General features: G+C 59.7%; 18 protein-coding genes. 1 reads left to right on the forward strand and 17 read right to left on the reverse strand.

Annotation, left to right across the window (positions count from 1 at the left end; all coding sequences use genetic code 11):
• Positions 1–51 precede the first annotated feature (51 nt).
• The 15 genes from WI560_RS19695 to WI560_RS19765 all read right to left on the reverse strand — a co-directional run bounded on the left by WI560_RS19695 (position 52) and on the right by WI560_RS19765 (position 14,576).
• A complete protein-coding gene (locus tag WI560_RS19695; protein WP_246916610.1) occupies positions 52–819 on the reverse strand; it encodes an enoyl-CoA hydratase-related protein in 768 nt (255 codons plus the stop codon).
• A 30-nt stretch (positions 820–849) separates the two neighbouring features.
• Positions 850–1,695, reverse strand: a complete 846-nt coding sequence (locus tag WI560_RS19700) for a crotonase/enoyl-CoA hydratase family protein (RefSeq protein WP_375304497.1) — start codon at positions 1,693–1,695, stop codon at positions 850–852.
• A gap of 30 nt (positions 1,696–1,725) precedes the next feature.
• Entirely contained in the window at positions 1,726–2,421 is a 696-nt protein-coding gene (locus WI560_RS19705) for an ABC transporter ATP-binding protein (RefSeq protein WP_375308872.1), read from the reverse strand.
• Positions 2,421–3,167, reverse strand: a complete 747-nt coding sequence (locus tag WI560_RS19710) for an ABC transporter ATP-binding protein (protein WP_375304498.1) — start codon at positions 3,165–3,167, stop codon at positions 2,421–2,423. The genes WI560_RS19705 and WI560_RS19710 overlap by 1 nt, the downstream gene beginning before the upstream one ends.
• Positions 3,164–4,465, reverse strand: a complete 1,302-nt coding sequence (locus WI560_RS19715) for a branched-chain amino acid ABC transporter permease (RefSeq protein ID WP_375304499.1) — start codon at positions 4,463–4,465, stop codon at positions 3,164–3,166. Before WI560_RS19715 ends, WI560_RS19710 begins: the two co-directional genes overlap by 4 nt.
• The gene (locus WI560_RS19720) at positions 4,462–5,400 is read right to left on the reverse strand and encodes a branched-chain amino acid ABC transporter permease (RefSeq protein WP_375304500.1); all 939 of its coding nucleotides are present in this window, start codon (positions 5,398–5,400) and stop codon (positions 4,462–4,464) included. Before WI560_RS19720 ends, WI560_RS19715 begins: the two co-directional genes overlap by 4 nt.
• Positions 5,401–5,431: 31 nt before the next feature.
• Positions 5,432–6,676, reverse strand: a complete 1,245-nt coding sequence (locus tag WI560_RS19725; protein WP_375304501.1) for a branched-chain amino acid ABC transporter substrate-binding protein — start codon at positions 6,674–6,676, stop codon at positions 5,432–5,434.
• Between the two features lie 118 nt (positions 6,677–6,794).
• Positions 6,795–7,427 carry an NIPSNAP family protein gene (locus WI560_RS19730; RefSeq protein WP_375304502.1) on the reverse strand — a complete coding sequence of 211 codons (633 nt, stop codon included), beginning with the start codon at positions 7,425–7,427 and terminating at the stop codon, positions 6,795–6,797.
• Positions 7,428–7,476: 49 nt separating this feature from the next.
• Complete coding sequence (locus tag WI560_RS19735; protein ID WP_375304503.1) at positions 7,477–8,319, reverse strand: alpha/beta fold hydrolase; 843 nt, start codon at positions 8,317–8,319, stop codon at positions 7,477–7,479.
• A gap of 198 nt (positions 8,320–8,517) precedes the next feature.
• Positions 8,518–9,735, reverse strand: coding sequence for an ABC transporter substrate-binding protein (locus WI560_RS19740; RefSeq protein ID WP_375304504.1), 1,218 nt, complete (start codon positions 9,733–9,735; stop codon positions 8,518–8,520).
• 131 nt (positions 9,736–9,866) lie between these two features.
• Positions 9,867–10,799, reverse strand: a complete 933-nt coding sequence (locus tag WI560_RS19745) for an NAD(P)-dependent oxidoreductase (protein WP_375304505.1) — start codon at positions 10,797–10,799, stop codon at positions 9,867–9,869.
• Positions 10,796–11,662, reverse strand: coding sequence for an alpha/beta fold hydrolase (locus WI560_RS19750; RefSeq protein WP_375304506.1), 867 nt, complete (start codon positions 11,660–11,662; stop codon positions 10,796–10,798). The genes WI560_RS19745 and WI560_RS19750 overlap by 4 nt, the downstream gene beginning before the upstream one ends.
• 164 nt (positions 11,663–11,826) lie before the next feature.
• On the reverse strand, positions 11,827–12,336 hold the full coding sequence (locus WI560_RS19755; RefSeq protein WP_375304507.1) for a MaoC family dehydratase: 510 nt from the start codon (positions 12,334–12,336) through the stop codon (positions 11,827–11,829).
• Positions 12,333–12,812, reverse strand: coding sequence for a MaoC family dehydratase N-terminal domain-containing protein (locus WI560_RS19760; protein ID WP_375304508.1), 480 nt, complete (start codon positions 12,810–12,812; stop codon positions 12,333–12,335). The genes WI560_RS19755 and WI560_RS19760 overlap by 4 nt, the downstream gene beginning before the upstream one ends.
• 189 nt (positions 12,813–13,001) lie before the next feature.
• The gene (locus tag WI560_RS19765) at positions 13,002–14,576 is read right to left on the reverse strand and encodes a class I adenylate-forming enzyme family protein (protein WP_375304509.1); all 1,575 of its coding nucleotides are present in this window, start codon (positions 14,574–14,576) and stop codon (positions 13,002–13,004) included.
• Between the two features lie 213 nt (positions 14,577–14,789).
• On the opposite strand from WI560_RS19765, the gene WI560_RS19770 reads away from it, so the two are divergent.
• The gene (locus tag WI560_RS19770) at positions 14,790–15,182 is read left to right on the forward strand and encodes a MaoC/PaaZ C-terminal domain-containing protein (RefSeq protein WP_375304510.1); all 393 of its coding nucleotides are present in this window, start codon (positions 14,790–14,792) and stop codon (positions 15,180–15,182) included.
• 17 nt (positions 15,183–15,199) lie between these two features.
• Here WI560_RS19770 and WI560_RS19775 read toward each other — a convergent pair whose 3' ends face one another.
• Together WI560_RS19775 and WI560_RS19780 are read right to left on the reverse strand one after the other, a co-directional pair.
• Entirely contained in the window at positions 15,200–16,039 is an 840-nt protein-coding gene (locus WI560_RS19775) for a diguanylate cyclase domain-containing protein (protein ID WP_375304511.1), read from the reverse strand.
• Positions 15,936–17,408, reverse strand: coding sequence for a GAF domain-containing protein (locus WI560_RS19780; RefSeq protein WP_375304512.1), 1,473 nt, complete (start codon positions 17,406–17,408; stop codon positions 15,936–15,938). The genes WI560_RS19775 and WI560_RS19780 overlap by 104 nt, the downstream gene beginning before the upstream one ends.
• Positions 17,409–17,445: the final 37 nt, after the last annotated feature.

Consider the following 17,445-nt stretch of genomic DNA (forward strand, 5'->3'; position numbering starts at 1 on the left):
CAAACTCTTTGCACCTCAAAGGATAACTGAAGGTTGCGATGGGCGATCCGTTCAACGACCGCGCCAGATCGGCGAGCGCTTTTCAAGGAAAGCCCCGATTCCCTCCTTGGTATCCTCCAGGCCCCGCAATGCGGGTCCTACCCGCTTTCGGCCGGCTGCGATCCGAGCGGTAGCTTCGCTTCCATCCATCGGCTCGTATGCGAGCTCCTTGGTGTAGCGCAAGGCCAAGGGGGAGCACTTGAGCATCTCTTCGGCGAGACGGTTCGCTGTAGCCATGACCTCGCCGGCCGCCGTGACACGTGAAACGATACCCCAGCCCAGGGCTTCCTCTGCGGTCATGCGACGACCGGTAAGAAGCAGTTCCATGGCGATCGACTTCGGAAGCCGGGTTGCGAGCCGCTGAACGCCTCCGCCGAGCGCAACAAAGCCGACACGCGGCTCGCTCATGCTGAAGATCGCGCGCTCATCTGCCACCACGACGTCGCAGCACAGCGCGACCTCGAAGCCGCCGCCGAAGGCGAGGCCGTTCACGGCCGCGATGAGCGGTTTTGTGATATCGTTCCGTTCGGCCATGCCGGCCCAGCCGGTAGGTGGCATCGGGTCATCGAAGCCTTCCGCCAGGTCATGACCGGCGCAGAACGCGCGGTCTCCGGCACCTGTGATTATGCCGATCCAAAGATCCGGGTCGGCCTGAAAAGCGTCCAAGACCGCCGAAAGCTCGCGGCATGCGGGCGCATGCAATGCGTTCATGACGTCGGGACGCTGCATGGTAACGGTCAGGGTCCGCCCCGCCGTTTCGGTCTTTATGAACTCGCCCATATGCCCTCCTGAGACAACCAAACTGCTCGACTATTTGCCGACGAACTTTGCCACCCTACGTTCAACGAAGCTTCTCACCCCCTCTTTCGCATCCTCTGAAGCGAGCAGCCTCTGCTGGGTGGGGATGATCTGCGCGACCGCTGCCTCCGGTCCGAGCTCGACGGCCGTGCGGGCGTTTTCAATGGTGGCGGATACGGCCAAGGGAGCCTGGGCGGCGATCCTTTCGGCTATGTTCAAGGCGCGATCGAACTGGGTCCCGGCTGGTACCACCTCTTGAACCAGACCAAGCCTGAACGCGGTCGCGGCATCGAACTCGTCGCCGGTCAACAGGTATCGCATGGCATTGCCCCAGCCGGCGCGCTCGACCATCCGAATCGTCGGGCCGCCAGCCGTCATGATCCCCCGCTTCACCTCCAACTGGGCGAAGCGGCAGTCGTCAGCCGCGACGACGACATCGGCGGCCAACATCAATTCGATGCCGATCGTGAAGCAGATCCCCTGCACGGCCACGACCAACGGGGTGGTCCGGAACGGACGCCTGAGGCCGCATGGATCGATTTTTCCCTCGGGAAACGGCAACGCGCGTTGTCCGCGCGCCATCCTGTCCACGAACTTCGCCAGATCGATGCCTGAGGTGAAGTTTGCTCCCTCGGCGTAGAGCAGGCCACAGAAGATCGATGGATCCTTCTCCAGACGCTCGTAAGCCTGTGCCAATTCGGTCAACATTTTCGCGGAGAAGCCGTTGAGCTTCCCGGGTCGATCGATAACGATGAGCAGAATATGCCCGCGAGCTTCGATCTTTACGCTCCCCTCTTCCGAGGCTTGATTCATCTGCTTCCTTGATGCTCGTGAACCGAACGGGAAGGTCGCAGACACGAATGTCTCGCTGACCCAATGCGGCCGATGTCATACCTCGAGCCACTGCTTGGCAACGTTACCGTCTCTTGCGAACTCACCAACTGAGCCGCTGAAAACGATCCGCCCCTGCCCCATGACGTAGACTCTTTGTGAAATGCGAAGCGCGATGGCAAGCTTTTGCTCGACGAGCAATATCGAAATCCCACGTTGCGCGATCCGCAGAAGAATGTCGCCGACCCGCTCCACCATCTGAGGAGAAAGTCCTTCCGTCGGCTCATCGATCATGATCGCCTGCGGTCCTCCCATGAGAGTACGACAGATCGCAAGCATCTGCTGCTCACCGCCAGAGAGGACTCCGGCCGGCGTATCTTCACGCTCCTTCAGACGAGGGAAGACCTGCCAAGTATCATCGAGTGTCCAGCGCTCTGAGGGCCTTCCCGACTTCAGGCCAAGCAAGAGATTTTGTGCGACAGTCAGGTTCGAAAAGATCGCCCGATCTTCCGGTACAAACCCCAGGCCCAACCGAGCGATCGAAAACGGCTGGTAGCCGATCGTCTCTTTGCCGTCGAACCTGACTGAGCCGGTTCTGTGAACCAACCCCATGATCGCCTTCAGTGTGGTCGAACGGCCTACGCCATTCCGCCCCAACATCGCAACGATCTCGCCTTTCTCGAGGTCGAGATCCACGCCCCGCAGGATGTGACTCTTGCCGTAGAAGGCGTTAAGTTGCCTGACCGTAAGCATCAATGGGTCGTCCCAAGGTAGGCTTCCTTTACCGCGGGATCGTTCCTGATCTCCTCTGGCCGCCCCGTCGCGATGATGCGACCGTATACGAGCACGGAAATGCGATCCGCCAGGTCGAACACCACATTCATGTCGTGCTCGATCAGCACCAGCGAGCGTCTCTCGCTGACGCGCCGGATCAGCGCCACCGCTTGCTCGGCTTCCTGTGCGCTCATTCCCGCCGTCGGCTCGTCGAGAAGGATGAGATCCGCACCCGAAGCGATCGTAACGCCAATCTCGAGAGCACGCTGCTCGGCGTAGGTGAGGACGGCCGCCGGCTCGGCTGCCCGCATGCACAGGCCGATCTCCGCTATGACATCCTCCGCCCGTTGATTGACGTCAGGAAGCCCGTCAATGCTCCTCCAGAACGTATAGCGCCAACCGTAGCGCCAAAGCAGCGCGCATCGCACGTTCTCGAATACCGACAACCGCGGACAAATATTCGAGACCTGGAAGCTTCTGCTCAATCCCCGTCGGAAGATCTCGAATGGCTTCAGTCCTTCGAGATTCTCCCCCTTGAACTCGATCGTTCCCGACGAGACGGACAGACGTCCGCTGATGAGATTGAACAGGGTCGACTTTCCCGCGCCATTCGGTCCGATGATCGCATGTATTTCGCCCGGCTCGACCTCAAGTGTCGCTCCCCGCATGATCTCTACGGGCCCGAAGCTTTTTCGGACGTTGTCCAGACGTAGCACCGGCGTCATCTCGCGGCACCTTTCTCGCCCATGGCTGGCGCGGCGAAACGGCTTGCTATGACCGATCGAAAATGACGGATGAGCAGCAGGCCGCACAACGTCAGCACGGTCCCGAACGCCCAGCTGCGAAGCTGGGATGGATGAAGCACGAGACTGGCCATGTGAAGCGTCTTGTCATCGGTAAGGCCGGCAATGCGCCAACTCAATTCGACCAGCACGATAGATCCAGTGCCGATCAAAAGCGCGCCGATCGCGAGAATTGCGGCCGCAGGGAATGTTCTAGCCAGCACTCTCGGCGCAAATGCGCGTCGGTGCTTTGCAATCAGGCCGCAGATCCCTTCCGGCGCAGACAATACGGTCATCATGAAGATCAAACCAAGATAGAGCAGCCACGCGTCGGTATAGAAACCGACGACGACCTGCAGCACTGTGATCAACACGGCCCCTATGGCCGGGCCGACGAATTGGCCTGCTCCGCCGACGACCGTCATGACCAGGACCATCCCGGAAGCGTGAACTCCGAGGCTCTGCGACGTCACGATCTCGTAGTTGATCGCATAAAGCGCTCCCGCGACGCCGGCGAAAAGGCTCGACAATGCGTACATCAGGAAGCGAATTCGCGTCGGATCAAAGCCGTTGAACGCCACCCGCTCGGCGTTGTCGCGTGTCGCATTGGCGAGCCGGCCAAGCGGGGTTCGGGTCAGCCCATAGATGCCAAGGATACAGGCGAATGACCACGCAATGGTGAGATAATAGACTTGGACCGGAGGCCCGAAATCCAGTCCGATGAACGGCGGCAGAGTCGTTCGGTCCACACTGACGCCCTGCTCTCCGCCGAAGATGCTGGGGAATACGGAGGCGGTCGCAGCCACGAGTTCGGCGAAGCCCAAGGTAATCATGGCAAACGCCGTACCTGCTCGACGGGTGGCAAGCCAACCGAAGAGTACACCGGCCAGGAGGCCGCCAAAGGCGCCGGCGATGGGCACCGCGGGCAGCGGCACGAACAGATCGTGTGCGCCAATGGCACGCATGCCGTGCACCGTCGCGAAGCCGCCGAGCCCCATGAAAACAGCATGGCCGAAGGACAAAAGCCCCGTCTGCCCGAACAACATATTGTAGGACAGTGCGAACACGGCCGCGATCGCCGCCTGGGCCAGGAGCGCCGGAAGAAAATCGCTGTGGACGAAAGCCGGCACGCAAAGAAACGCAAGTGCCGATAAGAACCAGATCACCAATGTTCGGGCGACCCGGGGGCCGCGGACCGAAGGAAATATCCCCGCTCTCCCGGTCGATATGGCCATGCTCATTCGCGCCGTCCCATCAAACCTCGCGGCCTGATCGCCAGCGTCAAGACGAGCAGCGCGTAAGGCAACAGCGGAGCCAAGTTCGGCAAGCTGATCCGCAACAGATCCCCATAGACGGTTCGAGGAATTACGCCGACATACCCCAACAGCCCACCGATCGTCAGACTGCTCGCAACGCAGAACGTTTGAACAATGCCGACCAGCAGTGAAGCAATGAAGGCGCCGGTCAGAGATCCCAATCCGCCGATGACCACGATCACGAACGCAATCGTACCGATCGATTCCGCCATTGCCGGCTCGGTTACGAAGGCGTTGCCGCCGATGACGCCAGCCAAACCGGCCATCCCGCAGCCAAGCCCGAACACGAGCGCGAAAATGCGGGGTACATTATGTCCGAGAGCCGAAAGCATATCCGGCTGCACCAAGGCGGCCTGCACGAGAAGACCGATCCGTGTGCGGGTCAGGACCAGCCTCAGAGCTCCGAACAGCGCAAGCGACACGGCCATCATGAACAAGCGGTAGGCGGGGAACTCGGCCGAAAAGACGCTGAAAGCCGGAAACGAAAGGCTCGGCGGGACCGGGTAGTTCACCGGCAAACGTCCCCAGACCGCCTGCACGACTTCGTGCACGACGAAAGCAAGGCCGAATGTGAACAGCAATTCGGGCACATGACCGTACCGATGGATCCTGCGGAGACCCCAATGCTCGACAGCCGCTCCCAAGGTGCCGACGACCAACGGCACGATCAGCAATGCCGGCCAAAAGCCTATCCACCTGCCGGCCTGAAACGCAAAATAGGCGCCAAGCATGTAAAACGCGCCATGAGCGAAGTTGAGCACTCCCATCATGCTGAAGATCAGCGTGAGACCGCTTGCGAGCATGAAGAGCAGCAGGCCGTAGAAAACTCCGTTCAAGAGGGATACCGTTATGAGCTGCATATGCGCTCCTGCGAGGGGGCCCCTGGAGCGGTCATGACTTGGGTCCGTTCATCCGACAGCTCGTAGGCACATCCACCTCAGATGCGTCGATCGCGCCGATCATCTTGAAGCCAAAGCCTGTTCCCTCGAGATCAACTCTCGCATCGTCGGTGAACACCGAGACGTAAACAGGCTCCACCACCTGGTGATCAGACTTGCGCATGATGATCGGGCCGATTGGCGATTGATACACGAGCCCGTCGAGGGCGGTGGCGATCGCAAGCGGTTGGATAGAATTGGCCTTCTCGACGGCCTTCTGCAGCATGATCATCTGGAGCGCCATGCGCCAGTAGGCGAAATCCGCCTTGTTCTTGGCCTTGTAGTCGGCAGCAAGCGCTTCTAACTCGGGAGCCTTTACGTGACTATTCCACTCAGCCACGTTCACCATGCCTTTGCCCTCGGCGCGTAAGGCCGACGCCATTCCCGGCGTGTTGCCATAAAAGGTGTAGAGCGTCGCCTTGAGTCCTCCTGCCGAGGCAGCCTTGGCGAACAAGGACAGATCTGGCCCGAAATTCGCGGTAATGACCGTGTCCGCGCCCGACGCGTGAATCTTCGCCACGTAGGGAGCGAAATCCTTGACCTTCCCCAATGGAACGCGTTCCGTGCCGACGATCTGGATATCCGGCCGCACCTTCGGCAGCCCATCGCTGAGATTGGCCTCGACGGACTGCCCCATCGAATAATCCTGATTGAGCAGGTAGACCTTCCTGACCTCGCTCTTCAAAGCCAAATAGGAGATCATGGCTTTGGTCTGCTGATCGCTATTGAGCGTGAACCTGAAGTGCCAGAAACTGCACTTGTCGTTTGTCAGGCCCGGATCTGCATTCGACCAGTCCAAATACACGACCGGACGGTCCGGCTGCCTTCGATACTGCTTCGTCACCATGTCGGATACGGCATATCCGATCGACGAACTAGCCCCCTGTGAAACAACGCCAATCCCGCTATCGATCGCACGTTTGAGCAGTATCAGCGTCTTTTCGGCATTGTTCTCGTTGTCGAATGGCACGATCTCCACGGGATGTCCGGCCACCCCTCCACTGCGGTTTATACGCTCGGCCATGAACTCGATGTGCTTCAGGCCCCGCTCCCCTATGACCGCAAGCGGCCCCGAAAGATCGTCGATATATGCGATACGGAGGACATCTGGTCCGGCGCTGCCAACCGAAGGGAGAACTCCTATCGTGGTCGCCATCGCAAAGGCGATTCGGCGCATCGTTCGAACGGTCAGTCTCATTCCAAAACCTCCCTACCGAGGACGCTCTATCGGCGTGCGATGGGCGGCAATGTAGATTATTCGCACGATCGTGCAAGTGACAATTCTGACGCACCTTCACGCCGCGAACACAATTTCTCTAGCGGATTGGCGAGAACGACGCGGGGAGCGCCATCACACTGGTCTGGCGCAGAAGCGCCTCACTCGATTCCGCTGTGGCCGGCGGTGGCCAGACGCCCTTTGCCATGACCTCACGACGAACGCTCTGCCACGCATTAGCGTCCTCGTATGCCCATGCATGAACCAGTTCGTCGACCGAGGCGCCTTCCTCGCACCACACGCCCAGCAGCGGCGAGAATTCGAGACGCCGGCCGATCGCGCCACGCCATCGGTCAACGATCCCTGCGAACGATTTTGGCCTGAACGTGTAGAAGCGAAATTCGTAGATGCCGCCCAATCGCCGCGGCAGAAGCGGTGGCGAAAACGGCGCGGCCGTCAGCTTCAGGAGCCGTCCGCCCACGCGAATATCGTTCAATGAGGAAAGAACGTCCGCGCTCTGTCGCACCGCCTCCGCCTGATCCGAACCCGTCCACAGCGAGATGATCTGATTGAGCGCGCCGGCGTCGGTACGCCAGACTCCGGCACACCCGGATTGTGCGGGATGGTCCGCAACGGCTCTTTCCAGTAGCGCCAAGGCGCGATCGATCGTTCGCGGCTTGACCTCCGTTATCGCCAAGACGACGGTTTCCGACTCCTGGAGAGTTGTATCCATCTCGGCTCCTCAAAATGAAAGGCGGGCCGAAGGCCCGCCCAGAAACGCCTCACTCCCTGTCGAGGAACTCCAGGCAGAGACGGTTGAAGAGTTCCGGATGTTCGATCATGACCCAATGGCCGCACTTGCTGACCACGTGCAGCTCCGCATTCGGCATCTGCTGGACCATGAACAGCGCCCGCTCCAGCGGAGTGACACGGTCGTCGCGCCCCCAAAGCAGAAGCGTCTTCTGCGGCACCTTGTCCAGTTCGCGCCACAGCTCTTCGAACCGGCCGGGGTTGGAGAACATCTTCTGGGTCCATTCGACCGTGGACGGCTCGGCGGAGATTTCGTACCGCTGCTTCACCAGTTCGTCGGTTACCATCGCCTGGTTGTAAACCAGCGTACTCAGGAAGGCGCGCATCTTGTCCGGGCTCGGACCAGTACCGCGATAGTACCCGAAAAGATGCTTCGAGCCTTCCGAGGGTGCGGGCGTCAGGAACGTCACCTGGATGGCCGGCGCCATCAGCACGAGCTTGCCCGTGGCCTCCGGATAATCGATCGCAAACTTCATGGAAACGTGCCCACCCATCGAATTTCCGATCAAGTGGGCCCTCTCGACACCCAGGTGCTTGAGGAGATTCCGCAGCGCACGCGCGGCGAATGCGCCGAGCTTCTCGCCTTCGTAGATCGGTCGTCCGGATTTGCCGAAGCCTGGCTGATCCATCATGATCACCCGGTATTTCTTCGACAGCTCCCCGATATTTCCCTTGAAGTTGCTCCAAGAGGACGCTCCTGGCCCGCCACCGTGCAGCAGAACGACAGCGGGGCCCTTGCCTGCTTCGTGGTAGTGGATCTTAAGACCATCAAGTTCGACGAATTTGCTGGTATTGGCTTCGGTGAGCTCACTCATTTCCATCCCTTTCCTCATCTTCGAGGGTCTCATCGACCGAGGCAGACACCCCGCTCGGCGCATCATGAGGCCGCTCCCCCGCCAGGCCCATCACCGGCGGAACGGCCCAATGCAGTATTTGCACGCTCGTGCGAATTGTTTGCATGCCGATTGATCCTGTGTCAATAGCGCGCGAAGGCCTTAACGCATGGGAGCCTTTTACTCGGAGGATGCCTCTCCCAAGACCTCTCCGAACCGCTCCCAGTTCTCGCCCTTGACGCGCATCATTTGAAACTGCTCAAGCGGCCGAAAGTCCGTCGGACTGGTCTTGATCTTGACACCCGGCAGCGTCACGCCGTTGTAAAAATCGAGATTGGCGGCCTGTCGCATCACGTTCGCACGGGTCAGGTCGTTGCCGCATTGCCTGATGACTTGAGCGATGGCCTTCGCCACCCCGTATCCCCAGAGATTTTGACTGTCGTCCTTGTTCCCATCCGGATAGTAGCGCTGCATGAATGCCCGCCATTCCTGCACGTCGGGGTCATCCGCCCATGCTGGATCTGCCGGGTCTTTGATGTATTGCACGCTCAGGATTCCCTGCGCGTTGTCCAGACCCGCGGGCCTCAACACGCTGGCGAACTGGGAAGATGCGTTGGTCAAGAACTGAACGGGCTTCCAACCGAGCTCTCCCACCTTCTTGATCGCCTGAGCTGCGAACTTCGGTGTCGCCGCGTTCACGAGAACCGTGGGCTCCTTCGACTTGATAAGGACGACCTGGGACTCGATGGTCGGCGACGTCACTTCGTAGGCAATTTCTGCGACCAGCATGGAAGACGCTTTCTCGCCAAGCCCCTCTTTCAATCCAATCAGGTATTCCTTCCCGAAATCGTCGTTCTGATAGAGAATTCCGACCTTCGCGTCGGGGATATTCTTGAGGATGTACCTTGCGTAGGTGCGAGCTTCGCTCCTGGAGCTCGGCATCCAGCCCATTGACCATGGGAAGTGCTTCGGGTCGGCCCATTTGTCCGCCGCGCTGGCGATGAAGATTTGGGGGACCTTCTTTGCATTCATGTATTTCTGAATCGCGCTATTGCCGGCCGTCCCGAAAGAGCCCGCCATGAACAGAACCTCGTCGTCCTCGACCAGGCGTCGGGCCTGCTCCACGGTCTTTGGCGGACTATAGGCATCGTCATAGGAGATGAAGTTTATCTTCCGGCCATTGATGCCGCCCTGCTCGTTGATCATTCTGAAATATGCGGCCTCCGCCCTGCCGACGATGGACAACGCCGACACTGGGCCGCTGTAGGGCATGATGTTGCCGACCTTGATCTCGCTGTCGGACGCACCCGGATCGTATTTCGATTGGGCAAGCGCCGCCGTAGCAATAAAGTGACAAATGAGAGCCGCACCCGCGGCGAACAGCAGATTTTGTCGCATCCCGTGTATCTCCTCCGGCCGCCTCGTATCGCCGGGCGGGCCGGAGATTATTCGCACACTCGTGCTAATTTGCAAGCGGCTTGCTCGACAGAACTGCAGATGCGGAGGGGCGGCGGCATGCCCGTGGCGCTCTACGGAGCGCCTTTTTCGCCGACGTCCCGATACAGACGCTCGACGAGATCCGCCATTGGCGTCTCCGTGCCCGTGGAGAAGCCAAGGTCGACAGCGATGGCGATATCCTTCAGCAGGAGGGAGAACCGATCGCGATATCGATCTCCCGCCATGCCCGACCTCGCATCGACCAATGCCCGAATGAGCACTGCTATTCCCCCTGCCTCTCGCGCCGCGGTCGCGCGCAGATATTCCTTGAGGACGTTCGAGTCAGCGAAGCCTCCGGCGAGCGATTGAGGCAGCACGTCCATCGGAATGCCCGAGCGTTGAGCCAGAACGAGTGCTTCGGCGATGGCGGCCATCGTTCCAAAACCAATGACTTGGTTGCAGGCCTTAGCGACCTGTCCACACCCAACGGGTCCCATATGGCTGATCCTGCCGGCATAGCTCGCGATCACGTTCCTGGCCGATGCGAGATCCTCGGCGTCTCCTCCGACCATGGCCGCAAGCGTGCCGGCTTTCGCACCGACCGGTCCGCCCGATACGGGGCAATCCAACCATTTCGCTCCGGTCTTCTTACGCAGCCTCTCGGCCATTTTGCGCGTCACATCCGGGTGGATTGTGGAGTTGTCGATCAGGATCTTCATGAATCCTGTGCGCGTGGCGAGCCCATCCGGTCCGAAGACGACCGCTTCCACCGCTTCGACGTTCGTCAGACACAAGCAGACGACCTTGCAGCGGGAGGAAATCTCCGCGGGCGAAGTCGCAACTTCGGCTCCCTTCTCGGAAAGGCCGCGCGACTTCGAAGCGGTCCGATTCCAGACGATCGTCCGGAATCCGGCCTCCGTTATGCGGGTGGCGATCGGTTCGCCGATGTTACCAAGCCCGATGTAACCCACCGCCCCTGTCAGATCGGGGAATTCGGAAGAAGGAGCTGCGAATGACGCGCTCATTTGGACGCGATCTCAAGGAGGGTGGCTGCCAGCTTCTCGGGTTGTGAAATGAAGGGCGAATGGCTCGAGTCGAGCTCGTAGACCTCGGTCTTGTTCTGAGGCGTAAATTCATCCGCGAGCGTGACGAACTTTTCCTGCGTGCGGGGCACGATGGCGAGGTCGCCGCGACATTTGATGTACGCTCGTGGAATACTTCCCCATCGGGAGCGCGTCGTTTCGATGGCGGTGGCAAACGGCAGGGCCGGAGCATCCGGGCTCAGAAGATTTTGCGCCACCGTCCATCCGTCATCACATACATCGTCCGCAAACGCCCGCTTGAGGTTTGCCATGTAGGCGGGGTCGGTCGAGCGCGGATCGATGCGCAGCGCACCGACGCGCGCGGGATCCGCCTTCATTGCGGCCCCCACCTTGCCGCCATGGGCCTCGGGAGCCCGACTGTAGGCGATCGCCGGGACACCGCACGCGGGCATATAGGCTGTCAGATAGACAAGCTTCAGGACATGTTCCGGCGCTGCCTCGCCGACAGCCGTTATGGGAATTCCTCCCATGCTGTGCCCCACGAGAATAACGGGTCCACCGAGGCCGACGAGCGCGTCCAGCGTCTGCATGACATCCGAGACGTAGTCGGCAAGCGTCACCGCCGCGATTGGAGAAGGCTCGGTCGCGAAGGCCTCATCGTCGAACGGAAGGCGTCGAAACGCGTTCGGGTACCGAGCGCGCCCTCCGTGCCCAGGTAAGTCGCGCGCCGTTACGACATGTCCGGCACGCTCCAAATACGGAATCACCTTGGCAAAGCACCAGGCGCCATGCCATGCGCCGTGAACGAGCAGAAATGCCGGCTTTCCCGTAAATTTCTTGACCATAAAATCCAACTTTCGGTGAAGCGCCGGCGGCGCTCGCAAGCGGTGCTGTTTGATGCAAGCCTTCGTCCCCTCGGCCCTCGGGAAGGTCCGGTCCAGCCTCGAGCCCCCTTCGTCGCATGCTCCCCGATCGGCCGCCGAACAGGCTGGCACTGCACCGGGGCCCTCTATTTGCTGATTACCTCGGCCGGCACATCGCCATCGCTTTCCGGGAACAGGAGAAATAAGACCTCTGCCACGAGAGCCGGGCGCTTCTCGTTCTCGATCTCGATAGAGACGTCCTTGACGACGAGGAACCCGTCCCCCCTGGGAGTGACGTCGACTATCATTTGTCGAAGCCTGACCCGCTGCCCGACATGCACGATGTTGGTGAACCGGCACCGGTCCAGCCCGTAATTCAGGCCATTGCGCATTCCTATGGTCTCGATCATGCTTTGGGACAGCATGGGAAGTAGCGCCAGAGTGAGGTAACCGTGCGCTACCGGCGCCCCGAATGCCTTTGTCGCACGCGGCACGTCGACATGGATCCATTCGTGATCGCCCGTGGCGTCAGCGAACTTGTCGACGTCGGCTTGAGTGATCTCGACCCACTCCGAGCAGCCTAATTCCTGACCGACGAGCGAAGAGAGCTCGGAGAAGGAGATCTGACGATGTTCAGCGCCCCTGAACGGCTTCATGCAGCGTTCTCGCAGCCGGGGTTGAGCACGATGGTGTTCAACACCATGTCCGCGACGTGCTGCTCGTCCTGATTCTTCACGCGGATTGTTTGACTCACCACCGTCATCGCACCGTTCTTCTTGTCTACGACGTCGGATATCTGGGCTTCAAAAGTCAAAACGTCCCCCACGCAGACCTGCGCACGATACGTGAAGCTCTGTTCTCCGTGGAGCAGCCGGCCAAGCTCGATGCCAATGTCTCGATACAGTTCATAGGGCTCCTTCGCACTCAACATGTGCAGGCAAAACAGATATGTGGCCGGTATCGGGATTCCTCTCAATCCGGCGGCACGCGCAACCTCCAGGTCGTGGAAAATAGGCTGATCCTCACCGATCGATCGAAGAAACATCCTCAGTTGGGAGGCTTCGACCTTTATGGACGTCGGCGATCGGCGTCGACCCACGAAGGTTTCGTCTATTCTTCTCAATGCCCCCATCCGCTTCTCCCAAGCGACGTTTACGACGAAACCAGCCTATCCCTATTCGCACGACCGTGCAATATTTGGCGCGGCGCGCAGCACCGAAGACTTTCCCCGTTCAACGAGCGCTTGGGCCGAAACGTGGGGAGCTGCAGGCTCTCGCCTACATTCCGCTCTCAGAATGGCGGGGCACGCGGCTATTGCGACCTAAGACACGGCTCGGGCCGCTCCGATAGGCTGACACTCCCGCGCATGAAGGTCGCGGAGATCCCGCTTCAGCACCTTGCCCGCTTGATTGCGCGGCAATTCGGGAATCACGATGACCTCAGACATTCGCTGCGTCTTTCCAAGCCTGGAATTCGCCTCCTCCCGGATAGCAGCTGCGGAGATCAGGCAGCCTTCCTTGGGCACGACGAAGCCGACAGGCGTCTCTCCCCACTGTTCGCTCGGAACGCCGATCACCGCGGCTTCCCTTACCCCTGCACAAGTGCTCAAGGCAGCCTCAAGATCGCTGGAATAGATGTTGAAGCCTCCTGATATGATCATGTCCTTCTTGCGATCGATCAGCACCAGAAAGCCATCCGCGTCGATATAACCCACATCGCCGGTTCGGATAAACCGCCGTCCGTCCGGCGATCGCCACTCCGCCGCAAGGGTCTTCTCCGGCTGCCGGTGATATCCCGACATCATGTTGTAGGAATGGCCCACGATCTCGCCGTGCTGTCCGTTGGGCAAAGGCACTCCTTGCTCGTCCAGGATGAATATCTCGTGGCCCGGCAGCGGCCTGCCAACTGTATGAACCTTGTCAGGCCGCTCGGTTACCGAGAGCGTGCACACCGCTCCACCCTCCGTCATGCCATAGACGTCGAAGAAATGACCGGGCCAGCGTTGCGCGATCTCGCGTTTGAGCTCTGGCGAACAGGGCGCTCCCGCGCAGGACTTGGATTGAAACGAAGATAGGTCTGTGGCATCGAACAACGGATGGTCCAGAATACGGCGGTACTGAATGGGGACGAGAACCGCGTACGTCACTCGCCTCCGTTCAGCGAGCGCAAGGAATGCGCCGGCGTCGAACTTGTCCATCAGAACGACGGAACCACCCCGCGCCAGCGTGGGCAGAGCCGACATCAGAGTGATATTCGAGTAGAGTGGCGTGGCTGCCAAAGCTACCGTCGAGGAACCTAACCCCCGGCCAGCCTGCTGGCGCAGAACGCCCCATCGAAGCGCGTGCGTCTGGATAATTCCCTTGGGATCGCCCGTGGTTCCAGACGAATAAAGGATGTTGAAAGCCCATTCCGGCTGAATCTCCACCGGCTGCGGCAAAGAGCCTTCCGGCTCGAGCCAGGACAAAGGCTCGTCCGTTCGGAGAGATTCAAGATCCACCATTTTTGGTGACCTGACCAAGCTCGACAGCGCCCTGCGCGAGGCGCCATCGACGAAGAGCAATTTCGCATCTGCATCGGAAACCATCGTCGCCAGGGTTTCCGGAGTGGAAGTCGTGACTAGCGGCGCTACGATAGCCCCCATCATCACCGCACCTAACAGCACGAGCGCATAGTTCAGCGATGTCTGGGCGCATATCGCGATGGTCGATTGAGGAACGACGCCCTCCCGCTGCAACGAGCAGGCAACGCGTTGCATCAATGAATACAGCGTTCCGTAGTCCATCATCTCTTCGCCAAGGATTAGCGCTATATCCTGCGGGCGCTCGACGGCATGCGCGCCTATGGCATCCGCGAGGGATGCGAATTCCAGGCTCAGTATCTCAGCGGAAGCCTTCATCGCGTTTTCCTGCCTAGGACGAATTCTTGTGGCTGAACCCGCTGCACTGCAGCAACGAGTGCCGATACTCGCCCCTTTATGCCACAATCGCACGATCGTACAAATCTTGATTGCGTGTTAAAGGCATTCTAACAACGCATGGAGCCCCCTCCGCAACTGGACAGGATCCCTCTAGTGCCATCCATGACATTCCTCCCCGGCACGAGCTCGAGCGTGTTCCGAAAGACCTACTCTCCGATAAACCGGCATCGTTTAGCGCTCTATTGCGGCGGCTCCGGCGACCAGAACCCCATCCATGTGGACTCGGATTTCGCGAAAGCGTCGGGATACGAGGACGTGTTCGTGCACGGAATGCTCGTCATGGCCTATCTTGGGCAAGCACTCACCGGCGTGCTGCGGCCAAATGCATTGAGAACCTATGGAGTGAGGTTCGTGGCGAGAACGCAGATTCACGCAACGATCACCTGCGAAGGGTCGGTCGAGGAGGCAAATGCGGATGGAATACGGCTGAAGCTGGTGGCCAAAGACGAGTTCGGCGACGTCAAGTTGACGGGATCTGCCACCGTCGCAGCGGATGGGCTTGTCGACGATCGACCCTCGGGGTAGGCAATCCGATCCGTATCTCAGGCCAAGCGCTGCCTGCGCCCCCGGCGCGACGAACGCCCCTCTTCGTGGTCGGCCGGCTGAGGCTGCAGCGGCGGGGATTCAACCCCTCCATCGTGAACCCAAAAGCCGTTCTTGCCGCCCATCTTGACCCTATACATCGCTGCATCTGAATTCCTCAACAGCGTCTGTTCGTCGGCACCGTGATCCGGAAAGAGGGATATGCCGATGCTAGCCGTCGTATAGCAATTATGCTCGTCGATCCGCATGGGCTCGGCGACGGAGCTCAACAGACTCGAGACGATATCCTCGATCGACCGCGGATCGCAATTTCTCACGATGGCGACGAATTCGTCACCACCAAGCCGCGCGATAACATCATCGCTTCCCAGAGACGATTTCAGGCGACGTGCCGTTTCGACGAGCAAACGATCGCCTGCTTCGTGCCCGAGCGAGTCATTGATGATCTTGAACCGATCGAGATCGATGAACAGCAGCGCAAATCTATCTCCGGCTCGTGCACCAATCTCGATCTCCTCGCGCAATAGAGCACCAAATGTCGCCCTGTTCGGAAGCCCGGTGAGAAGATCGTGTGAAGCGAGATACGCCACCCTTTCGTCAGCAAGCCGCTTCTCGTCCGCCTTCTTGAATTTCTCCAACGCCAGAGAGACGCTGCCGGCTAGACGCTCGAGAAGTTCGACAAAGTCCGGTGTGAAGGTGCCACTCTCGGACGAAAGAAACAGGAGAACGCCAAAATCATCGCCTGCGACGCGAAGAGGAAAAGAAGCTCCCGAACCGATTTTCCTGCTCTTCCCTGGCCCAGAATGCGGTGCGCTCGTCCCGCTGAAACTCGTTGGCAACGCAGCACTTCCCGGTTCGAAAGGCGCTCGGAGCCAGGCCATGCACTTCCGGCCTATCTCCCCTTACGGGGATCTTCAATTCGCGAGCGTGATCACCGACCGGTCCCAACGAGGCTACGACCTCTAGATGGTCCTTATTCGAATTCGCGACGAAAATAGTCGTCGAATTGAACTGTCCCCCTCTGGCCGAGGCCTCGCAAACAAGGGGGTAAAGCTCGTCCCGAGTCTTGGCGCGCAAGATGGCTTCATTGGTGTCGCTGAGTGCCCCAAGCATTCGCGCGAGCTTTTCTCTCTCCGCATGCTCCGCGAACATGTCGATGCCGAAAGTGATATTCTGCGCCATGCGCGCCATGAGATCCAGCGATTCACCGTCCTGCTGGAAATCGTCCGTATCCCTGCACGAGAAAAGGAATACGCCGATAGCGCACTCTCCTCTGAAGAGCGGAAAAAAGCCGAGGCTGGTCACGCCGCCTTTGTTAATTAGGTCGATCCACGGTCTCGCACGCGGATCGTGCTTGGGGTCCAGACAGATGACAGGTTTCCCGGTCCGCAGCGCTGGACCATGGAGGCCCAATGCCGGACCATCCGCATCGTATGGAAGGCTGGTCTCCCGAAAGAGATGGTTTTGCTTTCCGGCGCAAGCAACGAGCTGCAGATTCGTCGAGCGCTCATCATGGAGGAATATTGCCGATCCGAACATGCGTCCGCTGTCGGAAGCGGCGTCGCAAACCAAACTGAACATCTCATCGAGGGTCTTCGCTCGAAGAACCGCTTCATTCATCGCGGAAAGGGATGCATACATGCGGGATAAACGGTTCCTCGCATATTCGACGGACCGAAGCTCTTCAGCCTTATCGAAGTTCTCCAGTGCAAACCTGATGTTGTCTGTCATCCGTTCGAGCAGAACCACGACGTCCGGAGTAATTGCATTCGGCTCGCTAAGATAGACGAGCATGACGCCGACAGTGCAATCTCGACGCCTAATCGGCACCGCCGCTGCCGCCCGGATTTCAATGGCGACCGCAAGAGGGTGCCAAAGCTGTAACCTGGGATCAGACTGAAAGTCGTTGGTTACGATCGCCTTTCCGGTGCGGAAGGCCTCCCCGGCCAATCCTCGTCCCTCGGCCGCGCTGGAACTCGTTTCGATCCGGCAACGGCGGAGCACCTTGTAGGCCTCGCCGGCGCCAGCCACCGGATGAAGTTCCCGGTCGGATTCGAGCAGAATGGCCGCGGCAACGAAGCCCCCTCCGTCTACGGCGGCCTCGCAGACGGACCGATAAAGGTCTTCCGGAGAAGGAGTTCGCAAAATGGCCTCGTTCGTCGCGCTGAGCGCGGCAAACATCTGTCCAATGACCCTGTCGCGAAGCATCCTTGGCTCTCCCCAGCTACGGGATCTACCAAAGACC

It is taken from the genome of Bradyrhizobium sp. A11 (assembly GCF_042077125.1).
In the GTDB taxonomy this organism is placed as follows: Bacteria; Pseudomonadota; Alphaproteobacteria; order Rhizobiales; family Xanthobacteraceae; genus Bradyrhizobium; species Bradyrhizobium japonicum_B.

Coding starts and splice junctions, on each gene's coding strand:
- WI560_RS19780 (WP_375304512.1), bottom strand. CDS start 17,408: ATGCTTCGCGACAGGGTCATTGGACAGATGTTTGCCGCGCTCAGCGCG.
- WI560_RS19695 (WP_246916610.1), bottom strand. CDS start 819: ATGGGCGAGTTCATAAAGACCGAAACGGCGGGGCGGACCCTGACCGTT.
- WI560_RS19720 (WP_375304500.1), bottom strand. CDS start 5,400: ATGCAGCTCATAACGGTATCCCTCTTGAACGGAGTTTTCTACGGCCTG.
- WI560_RS19710 (WP_375304498.1), bottom strand. CDS start 3,167: ATGACGCCGGTGCTACGTCTGGACAACGTCCGAAAAAGCTTCGGGCCC.
- WI560_RS19725 (WP_375304501.1), bottom strand. CDS start 6,676: ATGAGACTGACCGTTCGAACGATGCGCCGAATCGCCTTTGCGATGGCG.
- WI560_RS19715 (WP_375304499.1), bottom strand. CDS start 4,465: ATGAGCATGGCCATATCGACCGGGAGAGCGGGGATATTTCCTTCGGTC.
- WI560_RS19755 (WP_375304507.1), bottom strand. CDS start 12,336: ATGAAGCCGTTCAGGGGCGCTGAACATCGTCAGATCTCCTTCTCCGAG.
- WI560_RS19735 (WP_375304503.1), bottom strand. CDS start 8,319: ATGAGTGAGCTCACCGAAGCCAATACCAGCAAATTCGTCGAACTTGAT.
- WI560_RS19760 (WP_375304508.1), bottom strand. CDS start 12,812: ATGGGGGCATTGAGAAGAATAGACGAAACCTTCGTGGGTCGACGCCGA.
- WI560_RS19750 (WP_375304506.1), bottom strand. CDS start 11,662: ATGGTCAAGAAATTTACGGGAAAGCCGGCATTTCTGCTCGTTCACGGC.
- WI560_RS19705 (WP_375308872.1), bottom strand. CDS start 2,421: ATGCTTACGGTCAGGCAACTTAACGCCTTCTACGGCAAGAGTCACATC.
- WI560_RS19765 (WP_375304509.1), bottom strand. CDS start 14,576: ATGAAGGCTTCCGCTGAGATACTGAGCCTGGAATTCGCATCCCTCGCG.
- WI560_RS19745 (WP_375304505.1), bottom strand. CDS start 10,799: ATGAGCGCGTCATTCGCAGCTCCTTCTTCCGAATTCCCCGATCTGACA.
- WI560_RS19730 (WP_375304502.1), bottom strand. CDS start 7,427: ATGGATACAACTCTCCAGGAGTCGGAAACCGTCGTCTTGGCGATAACG.
- WI560_RS19740 (WP_375304504.1), bottom strand. CDS start 9,735: ATGCGACAAAATCTGCTGTTCGCCGCGGGTGCGGCTCTCATTTGTCAC.